Genomic DNA, 18,156 nt, shown 5'->3' with positions numbered 1-18,156 from the left:
AGTCAAAAGGCAAAATGTGCCAAGCGACTTTCGACTTTCGACTTTATGACTTTCAAACGAAAAAGGTATGAAACTTACATTAAAAATATGGCGTCAAAAAAACGCTCAAGATAAAGGAGGGATTGTAGAATATCCTATCGATGGAATCGAACCAGACATGTCTTTCCTTGAAATGTTAGACGTTCTTAACGAAGGTTTAATCAACAAAGGAGAAGAGCCAGTAGCATTTGATCATGATTGTCGTGAAGGAATCTGCGGAATGTGTTCTTTATTCATCAACGGAGAAGCGCACGGACCAGACAGAGGTGTTACAACTTGTCAGTTACACATGCGTATGTTTAAAGATGGCGATACGATTTTTATTGAGCCATTTAGAGCAAAAGCTTTCCCTGTAATTAAAGACTTAGTTGTTGACAGAAGTTCTTTTGACAGAATCCAGCATGCTGGAGGATTTATCTCTGTAAACACTTCAGGAAACACAATTGACGCGAATGCTATTCCAATTCCAAAAGACGATGCAGATAAATCATTTGATGCTGCTGCATGTATCGGTTGTGGAGCTTGTGTTGCAACTTGTAAAAACTCTTCAGCAATGTTATTCGTTTCTGCAAAAGTTTCTCAGTATGCATTATTACCACAAGGTAAAGTAGAAGCAACTGACCGTGTATTAAACATGGTTCACCAAATGGATTTAGAAGGTTTCGGTAACTGTACAAATACAGGAGCTTGTGAAATCGAATGTCCAAAAGGGATTTCGCTTGAAAATATTGCACGTATGAACCGTGAATATTTAGCAGCGAGCTTGAAAGGTTAATACCAAAAACAATTTAGTATATTTAAAAAAACCGCATTCATTAATTTGGATGCGGTTTTTTGTTTTGGTCGTAGAACAATTTAATTTCATTAGAAATGATGATGCGGGCTAATATGCTGAATTATACATTTGATTTTATTTTCAGAAGATTATCAAAATGGATATTAATAATTTTAATGCATCATTTTTTACCAACAGCAATTATCTGTATTATCAATTGACTGTTACATCAGCTTCGTTGCTGTTTATACTTTTAATTAGTTGGTTTTCTGAGCCGGCAATGGTAAAATACGGTTCCTATGTTTATGCCGGATGTATTATTTTTAGTTTTCTACTTTCGTTTTTTGCTAATGATTATTGGCAGTTTGTATTGCATTGGTTTTTACTGTCAATAGCACAATTTATTTTCTGGGCAGTTTTGATTTTTATCTGCGGTAAATATGGAAAACCTCATAACGGAGACGGCTGGATCATACTTTTACTGCCGGGTTATTTTCTGCCATTTTTAATATTCATTTCTGTATTAGTAAAAATCATTAAAATAGCAATCAGTAAATTTTAATGTTATTCATAAAACAACTGCGATTCGCTGATTTCCTGTTTTTCTTTTCCTTCCTGCTGAATAAAACAATTTAAAGTAGTACCTCCAATTTGATCAAAATAACTGATATTGAGTTTATGAAAACCTTTTTCGAGTTTAACAACTCCATAAGCTTCATTAAGCCAATGAATGCCGTCATTATTCACAACAAGTTCATTATCTATAAAAAGCTTAGATCCGTCGTCTGAAAGCGTCGAAATTGTATAATTTGCTGTTTCTGGGATAAAGATGTATCCGTCAAATTTTAAACCGATATAACGCTCTAATTTTGTTTTCCATTTTTCACTGCTTATTTTGCCTTCAAAAATGCCTGAATTAACTGGTTTTGCCAATTCCAAATCCTGAACCTGCTGAAATAATGTTCCCGTAAAATAATCGAACTTTAAACCTTTTTTGGTTGGCTTTACTGCCAAAGCTGGTTTCAATTCCGGATTTCTAACCAATATTTTGCTGATCGAGCTTTTTCTGCCGCTCGGACTAATTTGAACGGTTTTGATAATTCTGAATTCGCCTTTTGGAATATGTATCGTTACAGGTTTTGTGTAAAGTTCAGCCGTTTCATCTGGATTGTAACCATCAATTGTGTAGAAAATCTGTCCGTTTTTAATTGTTGGTTTTAAATTTAAAATATATTTTGAAGCAATTAAAGCTGTTTCTTCTGAACCAAAGGGAATTGGAACTTTATACATCCTTTTTTGAGATTCCAGTTTTTCTAAATGATGTGGAATCTGATTCAAAATAAAACTATTGTAATTTTTATTCTGAGGTTCTGTCCACGCAATTTCTGACAAGGCAAAAACTCTCGGATAAATCATGTAATTTAATTTCGCCGGACTTGTCAAATATTCCGACCAAAGATTAGACTGAACGCCCATAATATATTTTTGTTCTTCAACTGTTAAACTGTCTATGGGCGTTGGATTATAATTATAGATTTTTTCAACTGTTGTTAATCGTCCAATTGTTAAAGGTTCTTGCGGAGAATAACCCTGATTATAATCTAAATATAAAACCTGCTCTGGGTTCATGATTACAAAATGCTTTTGTTTCGCCGCGCTGATTCCGCCAGATTCACCTCGCCAAGACATTACCGCTGCATTTGGCGCTAATCCGCCTTCGAGCATTTCATCCCAGCCCAGAATTTGTCTTCCGTTTGCGTTTAGGAATTTTTCGATTCTGGTTGTTAAGTAACTTTGTAATTCATGTTCGTTTTTTAAGCCTAAGTCTTTAATGCGTTTTTGGCAGTTTGGACATTCTTTCCATCTAGCTTTTGGACATTCGTCTCCGCCAATATGAATATATTTACTTGGAAATAAAGCCATAACTTCGGTTAGAACATTTTGTAAAAAAGTAAATGTTTCTTCTTTTCCGGCGCAAAAAATATCTTCAAAAACACCCCATGATTCTACCACTTTATAATTTCGATCAGGAAAACAAGATAAATTTGGATAAGCCGTTACGGCTGCAGTTGCATGACCCGGCATTTCGATTTCGGGAATAATATTTACATAATGGTCTTCGGCAAATTTTACAACGTCTTTAATTTCTTCCTGAGTATAAAAACCACCGTACGGATTTCCATCAAAAAAATAAGGAGATCTTTCAAATTTATTGCCTACTAAAGTCTGCGCTCTTTTCGAACCAACTTCGGTCAATTTTGGATACTTTTTTATCTCAATTCTCCAGCCCTGATCGTCGGTTAAATGCCAATGGAAATTATTTAATTTATAATAAGACATTTGTGCAATAAAATCTTTTATAACATCAACAGAGAAAAAATGACGGCAAACATCGAGGTGAAGCCCGCGGTAGTCGTATCTGGGCTGATCTTCTATTGAAACACAAGGTAATTTTATTTCCTGATTTTTGGGTTGATTGGGCAAAAGCTGCAATAAACTCTGAACCGCATAAAATAATCCTTCTTCACTTCCGGTAACGGTTATTTTTTTAGAAGAAATATTGATTTTATACCCTTCTTTTTTTGAAGTTGCAGACGGTTTTTCAGCAATAAATAAAACTTCAATATTGCTTTTTTTATTTGATATATTGGAGTTAATAGCCGACTCAAAAATCTGCGCCGTTTTCAATTCTTTTGCACTGTATTTATTTTTATCAAATACAACTTTAATTTTTCCGCTTATGCGAATACTGTCTCCATTTGTTTTATAAAAATTTGGCGCAGGAATTATCGAAATATTGCCCGAAGTATTTTGTGCATTTCCGAAAGAAAAACAGAAAATCAAAAAGAGAAATAAACTTTTTTGCATGATTACTTTTTTGTTTTGTTAAACAAATTTAAGGTTTGTATGTTAGTCTGCATTTTTTTTGCAAAAGGTATTTTGGTTTAAATGTCTTTAAAATAGTGTAATTAACTTTTTAATTACGTTGTGTTATAATTTGTTTCGCAAGAATATTGCATTTATTGTTTACATTTGTCCATAATAAAAATGAATTCGCATGAATAATGAAAACGAAGTGGTTAATTACACTAAGGAAGAACGTAAAAATCTTATTTTAAAAGAGATTAACTTGCATACCCGTGTAAGTTTTGAAACCCTTTCGGCTAAATTATTTGTTTCAGAAGATACTGTAAGACGTGATATTAACGAGCTTGAGTCAGAATCTTTGTTGATTAAAGTAAAAGGCGGTGCGATGACAAAAGCGTATCACCATACTTCATCTAATCAAACTTATGCGGGTGAATCCAAACAAATTATTGCACAAAAAACGTTAGGACTTCTACGTGATGGAATGGTTTTACTAATCGGCGGCGGAACGACAATTCGCGAATTCATTCGTTTAATTCCTAATGATTTAAATCTGACTATTTTTACGGTTACTGTTTTATCTGCAGTTGAACTTTTAGATAAACCCAATGTAAAAATTATCATGATTGGCGGCAGCATTTCTTCGTACAGCCAAATGTGTGTGAGCGGCGATGTTTATAATCAGCTGGCTAATATTAAAGTTGATTTATTAATATTAGGAACCAATGCTCTTGATATCGAAGGCGGTTTCTCAGATTCTGACTGGGAAACAGTTCAGGTTAAAAAAGCAATGATTCAGGCTTCAGAAAAAACAGCGATTCTTACGATTTCTGAAAAACTGGATACGGTTTTAAAAATGAAAATTGCCAACTTATCTGAGGTTGATTACGTTGTAACGGAAGTTGATCCGAGCGACGAAAAATTACAAGCATATAAGAAAGCAGTTCCAAGTTTAGTTTTTATTTAATCCCAATTCTTTATTAAAAAGTTGATCCAGTTTTGGTGAAAGATTTTATCTAAATCTTCATCAGAATAGCCGTGGTTTTTAAAAATCAGAACCAATTTTTGTAAATCGGCTATGGTATTTAAATCATAAGGAGATTGTTCTGTACCAAAAGCACCGTCTAAATCTGAACCTACGCCAATGTGATTCGCGTTTCCGGCCAATTGACAAATGTGATCCATGTGTTTAAAAACCGTTTCTAAATCACAATTCATTTCTAAAGGCATTGAAATACCTCTCTGCCAATTCGGAACTAACATCCACGCATCTAAAGCGCCTCCGATTACAGCTCCTCTCGAAATTAAAGCTTTAATCATTTCATCGCTGTATTGACGATTATGATCAACGAGACTTCTGCAATTGTTATGACTTGCCCAAACTGGTCCGTTATAATGATCTAAAGCCTGCCAAAAAGCATCATCGCATAAATGCGTTGCGTCCAAAATGATATTCAAACGTTCCATTTCTTTTAATAAATCAATTCCGTTTTGATTCATTTTTCCCGTTGCGTCTGTTCCATTTGCGTAACGTCCGGGGCCGTAATGAGCAGGGCCAATCGCTCGTAATCCGTAATTGTATGCTTTTTCTAAATATGAAATATCAATTATAGAATCAGCGCCTTCTAAACTTAAAATATAGCCAATCGGCTTTTTATCGTTTGGCGTTCCATCGTTCCATAAATCAATTTGTTTTAAAAGCGATTTTTTATCTGTAATCTGCGTTATTTCTCCGGCTTCTTCCATGGCTTTGTACCACGCCAGCTGACCTTGTGTTTGTGCCCAGGCTTGTTCAGGAGAATTCCAACCCGGAATAATGCTGCCCGGTTTTACAAATCTTGCAATTTGAGTTGCCACAACAATTCCGATATTTCCCTTTCTCAAATCAGGAAATGAAACCGTCGCACGTTCGCGATCGGGTTTATCGGTCATTCCTTTTTCTAAACTGCGCAGCGTGGGAACATCATTTCTTAAATCACGATTCCATTCCATCGCATTCATGCTCAGGTCTAAATGGGCGTCTATTATAAACATATTTTTTGACTTAAATTTTTATATAGTAATTTCTCTGCTTCGGGCAGCAACTTTCCATTCATCACAAATTTGATGTCCTTTGTTTACCACCTGAACAGAGTCATAAAGTGCACAGGTAGGGCAGACGTGATAAGGAAGCGCATAAACAAGATCGCCAATTTTATACTCGTTTTTCCCTCGATTTTCTAAAATCAAATGTTCTTCAGAATGTCCTGTCGGAATTAGATTTTCATCATTTAAAATCACTAATCTTTTATCAATTGGATTTTCAGATGAAACAGCTTTGTAGCCAATATCAATACAAAGTGTTTCATTTGTTGGTTTTGAAATTATAGTTCCAACGATAACTAAAGCAGGTTTAAAATTTTGTTCCGGTAAATGAATCTGATAATTAGAATCCCAAAAAACAAATGTTCCCGGACTGCATTCTACATTTTCCTGCGTGGCATAAAACGGAAAAGTATTTGAACCTCCGGCAACAATTTTTAATTCGTAACCTAATTTTTGTTCAATTAATTCTGTTTGTTTTTTTATTTCAGAAAATGAGTTTGAAGCAATTTTTGTTCGTTCTTCAACAGTTCCTTTTAAATGCCCGTCGTAAATATGGATTCCTTCAAAATGAAGATTTTTTAACTTCATAATTTTATCAATTAAAGTCGTCCAATCTTCTGAAATCGAAAATCCGGTTCTGTTCATTCCGGTATTTAAATCCAGATAAATATTCAATTTTAAATTGTTTTCTTTAGCAATTTCATTTAAGGCTTTCGCCGAATCCAGATTGTCAACAATGGTCGAAAAGTAAATATCCTGATATTTTTGAATCAGCGAAATCCATCTTTCTTTTTTAATGCCAATTGGCTGATAGGCGAGAAGAATATCCGGAATTTCGTGAATTGCTGCCAATTCAGCTTCGGCAATTGTGGCGCATTTTATCTTTTTGATGTTATAGATTTTGAACAATTCCAGAACTTCGCCAATTTTATGTGTTTTAATATGAGGTCTTAATTTTTGAGTATCGCCATTTACAGAACGAATAAGACGCTCCAGATTAAACCGGACACGATCTTCGTAAACGGCTAAAAAAGGCGTATCAATTAAGATATCAGATTTAATTTTCCACCAATTTTCTTCCATAACTTAGTTTCTTGATTTTTCTACCACTTCAATTAAATTTTGAAAAGCCTGCAATGCCTGCTCATAATTTAAATTCAAAAGCATTTCTTTCGAAAATAAATTAGAACCAATTCCCACGCATACAACTCCAGATTTAAACCAGGATTTTAAATTGCTTTCTTCGAGCGTTACGCCTCCGGTTGGCATTATTTTTAAACCTGGAAAAGGCGCTCTGATTGCTTTTACATATCCGGGACCACCGATTTTATCAGCCGGAAAAAGTTTTACAACTTCGGCACCTAATTTATTGGCGTGTAATATTTCGTTTAACGTAGCAGCCCCGGGAATCCAGTAAATATTATTTTTAAGGCAGTAAGCTCCAATTTCGGGATCAGTATGCGGACAAACGATACAATCTGCTCCTAACTGATGGTAGGTTTCGGCTTCGGCCAAACTTAAAATGGAACCAACAGCAATTTTTACATCTAAATTATTTTCTTTTCGAAAGCTTATCATTTGCGTAAAAACCTCTTTTGAATCTTCTGCGCGAGCTGCAAACTCGATAATTTTTATGCCAGCATCAGCCGCGGATTGTAATACGATTTGGGCTGTTTGGATATTGATTTGGGTTACTAACGGAAGTACGCCCTGCGTTTTTAAAATGCTGTACATATTCTTTTATCTATTAATTCTATTACTTGAGCCGTTTTTTATAAAATGGCTTATTTCGTCGAGACTGCTTATAGCAAAATCTCCATGTATACTTTGTTTGATAACGCCGCAGGCTGTTGCCCATTCGATACATTCCTGACCGGATAATTTGTTGGATAATCCGTATAATAATCCGGCGTTGAAGGCATCTCCGGAACCAATTTGGTCTGTTACAACATGTATTTTGTGTTCTGGCGTTTGGTAAAAATTTCCTTCGTGAATCAATAAACCTTTGTATAAATGCGCCGGACCGTCTGATTTTCTAAAACTCATAGCAAGTGTTTTTAAAAAAGGCATTTTTTGTTTTAATAATTCGAATGTTTTTTGGAAACGATTTTCATCAGATTCTTTGCTGTCGGTTTTAATTCCGAAGTAAATTTCAATGGCGTCTAAATCGGCAACCGTAATTGTGCTGTATTGCAATAAATCGGGCATAATTTGAGACGGATGTTTTCCGTACTGCCATAATTTGGAACGATAATTAAAATCAGAAGAAATTGGTAAACCTTTTTTATGTGCAGTTAGAATGGCTTCTTTACAAGCTAATCCAGCTTCATGAGAAACACCTGGGCTTATTCCTGACCAGTGAAAGTGTGTAACATCTTTTAAAGCTTCATCCCAGTTAATTTGATCTTTTTGAATAGTTGCAAAAGAAGAATTGCTTCGGTCGTAAATAACCTGCGATTGTCTGATTTGATTTCCTGATTCAACAAAATATAAGCCCAGACGTTCTCCTCCATAAACACATTTTGAAGTATTTACTTTGTATTTCTGAAGTTCATTTAAAGCCAGCTGCGCCAAATCGTTTTCGGGCAATCGGGTGATATAATCGGTTTGGATTCCGAGTTGTGAAAGTAAAACACAAACATTGGCTTCGGCACCGCCCACATGAATTTTTATTTCATCTGCCTGTGTAAACCGGTTTCCATTGGCAACATTCATCCGAAGTAATAATTCTCCAAATGCTGCGATTCTTGTTTGTGGGATATTTGTATTCATGTTTAATTTTTTTTAGCCACGAATTCACGAATCAGTACGAAATAATTTAAGCATAATGCTTTGTAATAATTCGTGAATTCGTGGCAAATAACTTTTTTAACCACAGACTTAGAATCAAAGTATTTCTTAACCAATTCAGATTGCTCTTTAATCTTTATCGTCTGTGGCCTATTTTTTTAGAATAATTCGAAAACAGCTTCAACTTCGACAGGAATATTGTCCGGTAAAGAACCCATTCCTACTGCGCTTCTTACGCCAATTCCGTTTTCCTGTCCCCAAACTTCAGCAAATAATTCACTGCAGCCGTTTATTACATACGGATGTCTGAGGAAATCGCCGTTGCAATTCACCATTCCAAGAACTTTAATAACTCTTTTTACTTTGTCCAGACTTCCAAAATTGGTAACAATTGTCGAAAGCATCGTTAAGCCCACTTGTCTCGCAGCCAGTTTTCCTTCCTCGATATCTAGGTCATCGCCAATTCGGCCAATGATTAAGGATTTGTCGTCTCGTACAGGACCGTGACCAGAAAGGTATAAATATTTACCATCAACTAAATAAGGTTTATAAATACCAAGAGGCTGAGGTGCCGGAGGTAAAGACAAACCAAGAGTTTCAAATTTTTCTTGAGGTAATAAATTCATGATATTAATGTATTATAGAGTTTAAAATAAAAACGAAAACAATTCCTAGAACAGATACTAAAGATTCCATGACAGTCCATGATTTGAAGGTATCTTTCAGGCTGATATTAAAATATTCTTTGAACATCCAAAAACCTGGATCGTTTACATGTGAGCACATTAAGCTTCCTGCTCCAACAGAAAGAACTAAAAGATTGGCATCGAGTCCGGTAGTTTGTAATAAAGGTAATAAAACGCTGGCTGTCATTAATCCGGCTGCGGTTGCAGAACCCACACAAACACGAATAATCGCTGCCATCATCCAGGCCAATAAATACGGATGAATGTTTATTTGGGTTAGCGCAGCAACGATGGTTTCGTTTACACCACTTACAATCATTACTTCTTTTAAACTTCCGGCACCGCCCACAATTAAAACAATCAGAGCAACGTCTTTTATGGCAAGAGCATAGTCATCCATTATGGAAGTTATACTTCGGTTCATTCTGATTCCTAAAGTGTAGGTGCAGAATAATAAAGAAATAAGCATAATCATGCTTGGATCTCCTACTGTTTTGCAAATTTCAATTAATGTTTCATTAGTTGAAATTAAAGGCAATATTGAAGTTATGGTTAAACCAAAAACCGGAAATAAAGCCGAAAATATGCTAAGTGAAAAACTCGGAAGTTTACCTTCGTTTACAACTTCTTCGACATTTAAAATTTCATTATCAGATTCGGTTTTGATGTTTTTAAGCAAATTAGAAAATAACAAACCGGCAATAAAAATGGTAGGAATGGCAATTATAATTCCGTATACTAAAACAAGTCCAATATCTGCATTTAAAATACTACTTAAAGCCATAGGAGACGGATGTGGGGGCAAAAAACCGTGTGCTGCTGAAAGCGACGCCAGCATTGGAATTCCAAGATATACTTTTGACAGTTTGAACTGATGGGCTACTGAAAAGATCAGAGGTACTAACAAAACAAATCCAACACTATAAAATAGAGGTATCCCAACAATAAATCCGGTAATCATTAATCCTAAACGTACGTATTTTTCGCCCGTCCATCCCATAACAGTTTTGGCAATAACATTGGCGGCTCCTGACGAAACGGTAAGTTTGCCAATACAGGTTCCAAAAACAATAATCAGCGTGATAGATCCTAACATTTCGCCCAAACCTTTTTGAACGGTTTGTGACAAAGTGCTTATTGGCAGTCCTAAAAAAAGACCCGCTAATAAAGCTGTTATGATAAAGGCAATAAACGGATTTATTTTAAGCCAGGCTATCTGAATGATTAAAAACGCAATGCATGCCGTAAGAATTAAAATGCTCATTTATCTTTTGTGTTTTTTATCTTAATTTGTGCCGCTAGGCATTTAATATCGGTAGAAAATAATAACCATAATATCCAGCGTGCCGTAGGTACGCAATAGTTGTGTTTTGTGTCGTACCTACGGCACGCCAACGAATTTGAAACTAATTTTCTACCGATATTAAGTGCCTATGGCACATTTCAGTTCTCGATTCTATTATTTATCCCACCATATTCTTGTTGTAAAAGCGTCTTCGCCCTGGCGTTTAACTGCTTCTGCTAAGTTAGCTGAATTAACTGAATATTCGCTGGTTGGATATTTTAAACGTCTTGGTATTGTGCCGTTTGTAACATTTCCGGGAAAATTTACCGGAACTAAAACCGGATATCCTGTTCTTCTCCAGTTGGCATAAACTTCCTGTTCGTCTACAAATAAAGCAATGTAAATCTGGGTATGAATTTGATTCATTTTTTGAGCAAAAGTTCCTGCTGCATTATATGGGTTAAGTGTTAAGTAGGCTGTAGCATCTGTAATTGCGTAAGCAGAACCATAAATTCCCATGTTTAAGAAAGAAGCCTGAACACCTTTTTCATATAAATCTTTATCAGATGCAGCGTACCAGCCTCTTGCTGCGGCTTCGGCTAAATATAAATTAGTTTCAGCATTGCTGATTAATACAAGTGGAGCATCGTATTTAAAAACGGTACTTTGGTTTGGCTCAGAATAAGTCGCTTGTTCTGCTGGTGTTGGAGCAGTTTTAGTTCCGTTAGGAAAACCTTTTTGAACGGCAAGTGCTGTATTTTGAGTTGTTCCCTGCCAAACTCCTGCGTAAACACTAATTCTTGGATCGGCAGTTGATTGTAATAAATCGATAAATGTTTTGGCTAATTTTCCGCCTTCTACATTTTTTGTACCATAAGAACCTGCTGTAAAATCTTGCCTTCTGGCATCAAAACCAACCGGATTTCGGTTAAAATCATTTGGTCCGTCGGTGTATTTCATGATCGCATTATCTGCTGAATTTAAGATTACGCCTCCGGCAATTGCTTTTGTCACCCAGGTTTGTGCCAAAGCAGCATCAACTTTTGTTAATCTTAATCCTAAACGAAGCATCAAAGAATAAGCAAACTTTTTCCATTTGGCAACATCTCCGTCATAAATAAAATCAGATTTTCCGAAGCTTGGTTTTGCCGGATCTAATGCGGTGGCAGCTTCATCCAGTTCTTTCAATAAATCTTTATAGATAAATTCCTGAGTGTCATATTTGGGAAGAAAGATCTGTGTGCTGTTTGCTTTTGCTGCTTCAGAATACGGAATATCTCCATACAAATCAGTCAATTTATGGTACAAATAAGCTTTCCAGATTCGGGCAATTTGAAGTTTATTGCTTTCGTTCGGATTATTTTTTACTTCATTTATTACAATTTCAGTTTCATTTAAAGCTGTTGGATAAGCCTGATTGAAATAAGCAGAAAAATAAACTTCGTTGCTTAAATATTTATCTCCCACGCCAGAAGCTTCTTTGTATGTTGCATAATGCTGCACTAATCCGCCGCATTCCAGAATATTAGTGAAAAAATAATTATTGTTTAGTCCGTCAAGCTGTGCTTTGCTGAAAATGTAATTTGCTGTTGGTTTTTCAACCACATTTGGGTTCGTATTGATTTCTTCAAAACCATCGGTACAAGCTGTCATGCTTCCTAAAAAAAGCGCGCTTGTCATATATAAAAGGGTTATCTTTTTCATGTCTTTTAATTTAAAAAATTAGAAATAATGCGAGCTTAGAATTTTACATTTAAGTTTAAACCGAAACTTCTTGTTTTTGGAACTCCAAATTGTTCTACACCCTGAGCATTTCCGGCGCTAAATACAGATTCCGGATCTACGTTTGGCGTTTTCTTGTAAAGAATGAATAAGTTTCTGGCAACAAACGAAATCGAAGCGCCCTGAAGTTTTGATAATCCTTTCATTTTTTCAAGAGGGAGATCATAGCCTAAAATAATTTGTCTCAGTTTGATGAAACTTGCATCATACACAAATTCAGATGAAATATTTCTTAAACCATCATAATACGTTCTAAGATTTTCCGGAGCAATAACCATATCAACCGGGTTTCCGTTAACATCAACACCTTTAATTGGCAAGCCGCTTTCACGTCCTTCAAGCGTTAATTTTGTCAATCCCATACGAGTTCCGTATAAGTTAGTTCCAGAGTATAAACTTCCTCCAAATTTACCGTCGATTAAAAAGCTGAATGAAATGTTTTTGTATTTGAATTCGTTGCTAAGTCCCGCTGCCCAAGGATGAACTCCCTGACCTAATTCTTCAAGTGGTCCCTGCGCAATAGATGCAGATCCGCCGCTTACGTTGTAAACCGTATTTCCGTTAGCATCTTTACGAGGTCTGTAACCTTTTATGATACTGTACGGACGGCCAACATCACTTGTAATCGTAACATATCCGTTTACAGAAGTTGTCATTGTAATAGAGTTTAACTGATCTGTAAGTGCTTCAACTTTATTTTCGTTATAAGATCCGTTGAAACTCGCGTCCCAGGTGAATTTATCAGAATTAATGATTTTACCGCTAAGTAAAAACTCAACCCCTTTATTTCTCATTTTTCCTAAATTCAATAAGGCTGTGTTTGCGCCCGAAGCTGTAGAAATTGTAGTTTCAACAATATCGTTTGTAGTGGCACGGTTGTACCATGCAAAATCAAGATTTAAGCGATTATTGAAAAATCCTAAATCAGTTCCAACCTCAATTGTTGTCGAAGTCAACGGACTTAAAGTGGCATTTGGAACTCTTGAACTTGTTGGTCCCTGCACTTGCTGGCCATTATGTCCGCCCTGAATCATTGAGTACGATTGGTTCAAAGCGTATGGATCCGGCGTTGCGCCTCCAACTTGTGCCCAAGAACTTCTAAGTTTAGCAAACGAAACAAATTCCGGCATTTTTATAATATCTGAAAGAATTATACTTGTTCCGATTGATGGATAAAAAACCGTATTATTTTCTTTTGAAAGTGTAGAAAACCAATCCTGACGACCAGTTAAGTTTAAAAACACAATATTTTTATAATCAAAATCAGCAGCGCCGTAAACAGAATTTGTTTTGGTTTTTCCGTAAGGATAACTATAAGTCAAAGTAGATAAATTGCTTAAAGCATAAAAATTATCCAGTACAAAATTTGAACCTTCAACTCTGGTTTCATCTCGTAAAGTGGTACGGGAGTTAACGCCAACCAAAGCATTTAAAGAGAAATCATTGTAGATGTTTTTCTTAGTATAATTTAAAATTGCTTCAGAATTTATGTTTGATAATTTCATTTTTGAACCCTGCGCATAACCTACCGGATTGTTTAAAGTTGTTTTTGGAATATATCCAAAGAAATCATAATCCGTATAATCTTGTCCAATTCTACCTTGAAGGAATAATTCAGGAGTGAAATTAACTTTCACATTCAACATCCCGATAAAACGATTTTTAGTATCGCTGTTTTTAATTTTATTAACTACAAAATAAGGGTTTGTAGCCACCGCAACTGGGTTCCATGCTTCTTCAACTCCGTTTTCATCATAACCTGGGGCAAGATTTCGAATATCTACGGTGTTGGCGATCATGTAAGTTCCCCAGTTTGGGTTGGCTTCAGCATCAGAAACAGTAACTCTATTGTGTGATTTTTCTAAATTATACTGCGCCACAATATCAAATTTTAACCAATTTGTCAAGTTGACATTACTCGCAATATTGACACTTTTTCTATTAAAATCAGAATTAGGAACAACACTTTCATTATCCATGTTTGAGAACGAAAGTCGGCCTGTAGCTTTTTCATTTCCTCCGGATAAAGCCAGAGAGTTAATAAAAGTCGTTCCGGTTTCGTAGAAATTTTTAATATTATTTTTTTGAGGAACATAAGGTCTGGCAACTCCGTCAAACTGAATTACATTGCTTCCGTCCATTTTTGCACCCCACGACCAGCGTCCGGCAGCAATAGCTTCTGCCTGTGTAGTTGGTTTTTTTCCGTTTGCTCCGGAACCATATTCATACTGCCAGTCCGGAATTATCGAAGGTGTTTCAAAAGTAAAAGATGAATTATATTCAACTCCAATTCCTTTTTGGGCGGAACCTCTTTTTGTCTGAATTAAAATAACACCATTTGCAGCATTTGCACCGTAAAGTGCGGCTGCCGTTCCACCTTTTAAAACTGTAATGGTTTTAATATCATCAGCATTTATGACAGATGTTCCGTCACCACGATCCACATTAATTCTGGTAGATCCGGCACCGTTTCCAATTCCCGGTAAATTCAATTGTGTATTGTCAATTGGTAAATCGTTCACTACATACATCGGCTGGTTATTTCCGTTAAGTGAACCATTTCCACGTATTACAACTCTTGTCGAACCATTTGCTCCGGTTGAAGTACTGCTTACGTTTACACCGGCAATTTTTCCAACCAATGCATTCGAAATATTGGTTTCTTTCGCTTTTGTAAATTCAGTTCCTTTAAGTTCAGTTACTGCATAAGCTACCGCTTTAGTGCTTTTTTTAACCCCTAATGCGGTAACTAAAACTTGTTCCAGAACATTTTCGGCAGGTTTTAATCTGATCGTTAAATTTGAAGTATTGATTAAGGCAAATGATAAAGTTTCATAACCCATATAAGATACAATGATATGAACTTCGTGTTCCGGAACATTTAATTTAAATTTTCCGTTTTCATCAGATATCGTTGCTATTTTATTATTGCTTTCGGCATAAATTGTCGCTCCTGCAATTGGCATTCCGTCATCCTGACCCAATATTTGGCCTGTAATTTCAACCTGATTGCTTTGCTGTTCAAAAAGATGCTTTTTTATTGCAGTCTCTTTGGCATTTGCAGAGAAGATGATTCCTCCGGCAAATACTAATGAAATAAGCTTTGTTTTCATAATACTTTGGTTTTCATGTTTTTCTTTTGGTTTTTATTGGCGAATCAAATATAGATATTTATTCTTCACTTTTGCATTTTTTTTGCAATAACTGCATTTTTTTTGCAATATATTTTAATGAAGTATTTTTATAATCTTAAAAGAATCCCGTTTTTAAAGGAATTTTTGAGAAAAATTTGCAGAAAGTACTTTTTTTGCAAAAAATCAATTTTGGCTGAAAATTCGTATTTTTGAAGAATGAAAATCGCACTTATTCAATCAGACCTTACTTGGGAAAATGCTTCGGCAAACAGAAAAAATTTCGAATCGAAAATAAATCAGCTCGATTCTGATATTAATTTGATTGTTCTGCCCGAAATGTTTTCGACAGGTTTTACGATGAATCCATCTGCAGTTGCAGAAACTATGGAAGGTGAAACTGTTTTATGGATGAAAACTATTGCAGAAGAGAAAAATAGTGCAATAACGGGAAGTGTGGTTATTACCGAAAATGGAAATTACTATAACAGAATGTTCTTTGTTTTTCCGTCAGGTGAAATTAAATATTATGACAAACGCCATTTATTTACGCTTGCCGGCGAAGATAAATTTTATACCGCCGGAACAGAAAAAGTAATAGTTAATTATCTGGATTGGAAAATCTGTCTGCAGGTTTGTTACGATTTGCGTTTTCCGGTTTTTGTTCGAAATGTAGAAAATTACGATTTACTTCTGTACGTTGCGAATTGGCCAAAAGTACGCACCAACGCCTGGGACGCTTTGTTAAAAGCGCGCGCTATCGAAAACTTAAGTTATGTTGTGGGTGTAAACAGAATTGGGCTTGATGCCAACAACTACGAACACATTGGGCATTCGCAAGTTGTTGATTTTTTAGGGAATTATATTTTAGAACCACAAGAAACAGAAGGTGTTTTTGTGGTTACTCTGGATAAAAATGAAATGTTGGAAACGAGAAAAAAACTCGATTTTTTAAGCGATAAAGATTTTTTCGAAATTAAACCCTAGAAAGCTTTTCGCTGTTTTTCTTCTTTTTTCTTCTTTTTTGCGTCTTCTTTTTTCTCTATTTCTGGACTAAACGGAATGCTTAAATCTATAGACTGATCGACATCCCAATTGGCTCTAACGTCGACTTCCTGCTGGTAATAGAAAACTTCTTCAGAATATCTTTTGTCTAAGAAACTTCCGGTATCGTACATTTTGTTTTTATTGTCATCGTAAACAACTCTTACCGTAAACTGAGTTGGGACTAATAAATTGAATTCTATTTTTGTATTTCCTTCAGAATATTCGCTGGCCAATACTTCGTCGCCTTTTTTGTTTGTAATTTCAACAATAATCGGGAAACGTTTTACATTCTTTAGGTTTAAAACCAAATTTCCGTAATCAGCAACTTCTTTTGTGGTTAATTTATACGACAAAGTATCATTTGTTTTCTCATAGAAATCAGTTAAAGCGCCTGGTAAAAAAGTAAAATTGTACTTTTCTAAAGGTTCTTTTTTGAAATCAACATATAATTTTTGATCGAAAACATCATATTCAGTCGTAAAATCAACCGCTGTAGAATCTTTGTTTACTAATTTGATTTTTGTTTTATCAAATTTAACTAACGGTGTTTCGGTTTCTAAAGTAAAGCGTTCTCTAAAATTGATGATTCCGTTTTGAACCGCCTTAATACTTAAAGTGTCTTTTTTCTGGTCTTTAATCCTAACATTAAACTTTTTGCTGTAAGTATCTCTGCTTACTTCAAGTTGTAGTGAATCTACTTTTAAAGGCTTGTACCAAACCTGCAGCGAATCTTTTTTAGGAAACTGTGTGACAATTGTTTCCAGAGTTTCGCTATTGTTTTTAAGTACAATTTTTGGCGTGTTGATTTTGAAATTTTGTTTTCCCTCATACGGAAGCAGTAATCTGTTTCCTGATGCCTGAATTGGTTTTACTGCCTTTAGCGGAAGCGTTTCCTTAAATAAATTCAATTCAAAAAGGGTATCGTTTGGTACAGTAATAAAATGTTTTATAAAACCAATTTTATCATCTTTCGGATTGTATTTATTGTTGCTGCCTTTATCTTTTAAAGCAACTAAAAGATATTTTCCAGCTTTTAAATTTTCAAACTTAAAAGTTCGCAAACTGTCTAAAGTATTGGTAATATAACGTGGAAATTCTTTATAAATAACAGAATCTTTGTATTTGTCATTTGCTTCATACAACATTACAGATACAAAATTGTCGACATATTTTGCGTGCGCATCTTTTATCGATCCGGCAAGAGTAAGTGAGTCAATATAAGCCCCTGTCGAGAAAACATATTTGAATTGGTTTATGGCATTTCCTTCATTATTGTCGGCAATACTCTGGCCAAAATTTAAGCTGTAAGTCGTATTAGGCTGTAAAGTATCTTTGATTTTTATGTTTATGAATTTGCTGACTCCGGTTGGTGTAATCAGCGGCTCATGTTTCATAGGAGGCGAAATAATAAGCTGTTTGTTGAGGTTTTTTAGCTTTATATATTCATCAAAAACTATATTAATCTCATCGCCTTTAAAATTGGTATTGAAATTTTTAGGAACACTCGAAACCAAAACCGGTGCCAGTGTGTCTTTTAATCCGCCAGTTATGCTGCCTCTTTTGGCGCAGCTCATCATTAATAAGACTAATAAAAATGAAAGGTATTTCAGGTTGCTTTTAAACATAGCGGTTTTTAAATTTGATTGCACAAAATAACAATTATATTTG

At 35.3% G+C, this 18,156-nt stretch carries 14 protein-coding genes; 4 read left to right on the top strand and 10 right to left on the bottom strand.

Annotated features, from left to right (window positions below; translation table 11 throughout):
* Positions 1 to 67 precede the first annotated feature (67 nt).
* Both ABDW27_RS10600 and ABDW27_RS10595 read left to right on the top strand, forming a co-directional pair.
* Complete coding sequence (locus ABDW27_RS10600; RefSeq protein ID WP_343695864.1) at positions 68 to 814, top strand: succinate dehydrogenase/fumarate reductase iron-sulfur subunit; 747 nt, start codon at positions 68 to 70, stop codon at positions 812 to 814.
* Between the two features lie 157 nt (positions 815 to 971).
* The gene (locus ABDW27_RS10595) at positions 972 to 1,376 is read left to right on the top strand and encodes a hypothetical protein (protein ID WP_343695863.1); all 405 of its coding nucleotides are present in this window, start codon (positions 972 to 974) and stop codon (positions 1,374 to 1,376) included.
* Positions 1,377 to 1,378: 2 nt separating this feature from the next.
* Here the strand turns inward: ABDW27_RS10595 and ABDW27_RS10590 are convergent, their stop codons facing one another.
* Positions 1,379 to 3,682, bottom strand: a complete 2,304-nt coding sequence (locus tag ABDW27_RS10590; RefSeq protein ID WP_343695862.1) for a family 20 glycosylhydrolase — start codon at positions 3,680 to 3,682, stop codon at positions 1,379 to 1,381.
* Positions 3,683 to 3,872: 190 nt separating this feature from the next.
* Between ABDW27_RS10590 and ABDW27_RS10585 the strand changes: the two genes are divergently transcribed.
* On the top strand, positions 3,873 to 4,649 hold the full coding sequence (locus tag ABDW27_RS10585) for a DeoR/GlpR family DNA-binding transcription regulator (protein WP_343695861.1): 777 nt from the start codon (positions 3,873 to 3,875) through the stop codon (positions 4,647 to 4,649).
* Here ABDW27_RS10585 and ABDW27_RS10580 read toward each other — a convergent pair.
* The 8 genes from ABDW27_RS10580 to ABDW27_RS10545 form a co-directional block, all read right to left on the bottom strand.
* The gene (locus tag ABDW27_RS10580; RefSeq protein WP_343695860.1) at positions 4,646 to 5,716 is read right to left on the bottom strand and encodes a membrane dipeptidase; all 1,071 of its coding nucleotides are present in this window, start codon (positions 5,714 to 5,716) and stop codon (positions 4,646 to 4,648) included. The genes ABDW27_RS10585 and ABDW27_RS10580 overlap by 4 nt on opposite strands.
* A gap of 18 nt (positions 5,717 to 5,734) precedes the next feature.
* A complete protein-coding gene (locus ABDW27_RS10575) occupies positions 5,735 to 6,850 on the bottom strand; it encodes a D-TA family PLP-dependent enzyme (RefSeq protein WP_343695859.1) in 1,116 nt (371 codons plus the stop codon).
* A gap of 3 nt (positions 6,851 to 6,853) precedes the next feature.
* Positions 6,854 to 7,501: an aldolase gene (locus tag ABDW27_RS10570; RefSeq protein WP_343695858.1), complete on the bottom strand. Its 648-nt coding sequence runs from the start codon at positions 7,499 to 7,501 to the stop codon at positions 6,854 to 6,856.
* A gap of 6 nt (positions 7,502 to 7,507) precedes the next feature.
* Entirely contained in the window at positions 7,508 to 8,539 is a 1,032-nt protein-coding gene (locus ABDW27_RS10565) for a sugar kinase (protein ID WP_343695857.1), read from the bottom strand.
* Between the two features lie 176 nt (positions 8,540 to 8,715).
* Entirely contained in the window at positions 8,716 to 9,183 is a 468-nt protein-coding gene (locus ABDW27_RS10560) for a RidA family protein (RefSeq protein ID WP_343695856.1), read from the bottom strand.
* A gap of 4 nt (positions 9,184 to 9,187) precedes the next feature.
* A complete protein-coding gene (locus tag ABDW27_RS10555) occupies positions 9,188 to 10,507 on the bottom strand; it encodes a gluconate:H+ symporter (protein WP_343695855.1) in 1,320 nt (439 codons plus the stop codon).
* Positions 10,508 to 10,702: 195 nt separating this feature from the next.
* A complete protein-coding gene (locus tag ABDW27_RS10550) occupies positions 10,703 to 12,232 on the bottom strand; it encodes a SusD/RagB family nutrient-binding outer membrane lipoprotein (RefSeq protein ID WP_343695854.1) in 1,530 nt (509 codons plus the stop codon).
* 35 nt (positions 12,233 to 12,267) lie between these two features.
* The gene (locus ABDW27_RS10545) at positions 12,268 to 15,423 is read right to left on the bottom strand and encodes a SusC/RagA family TonB-linked outer membrane protein (RefSeq protein WP_343695853.1); all 3,156 of its coding nucleotides are present in this window, start codon (positions 15,421 to 15,423) and stop codon (positions 12,268 to 12,270) included.
* Positions 15,424 to 15,660: 237 nt separating this feature from the next.
* Here ABDW27_RS10545 and ABDW27_RS10540 point away from each other — a divergent pair, with 237 nt between their 5' ends.
* Positions 15,661 to 16,428, top strand: a complete 768-nt coding sequence (locus ABDW27_RS10540) for a nitrilase family protein (RefSeq protein WP_343695852.1) — start codon at positions 15,661 to 15,663, stop codon at positions 16,426 to 16,428.
* Here the strand turns inward: ABDW27_RS10540 and ABDW27_RS10535 are convergent.
* The gene (locus ABDW27_RS10535) at positions 16,425 to 18,113 is read right to left on the bottom strand and encodes an Ig-like domain-containing protein (RefSeq protein ID WP_343695851.1); all 1,689 of its coding nucleotides are present in this window, start codon (positions 18,111 to 18,113) and stop codon (positions 16,425 to 16,427) included. The genes ABDW27_RS10540 and ABDW27_RS10535 overlap by 4 nt on opposite strands.
* Between the last annotated feature and the right edge of the window lie 43 nt (positions 18,114 to 18,156).

This window comes from Flavobacterium sp. (assembly GCF_039595935.1).
In the GTDB taxonomy this organism is placed as follows: Bacteria; Bacteroidota; Bacteroidia; order Flavobacteriales; family Flavobacteriaceae; genus Flavobacterium.
This window is presented reverse-complemented; position numbering and strand designations above follow the sequence as displayed.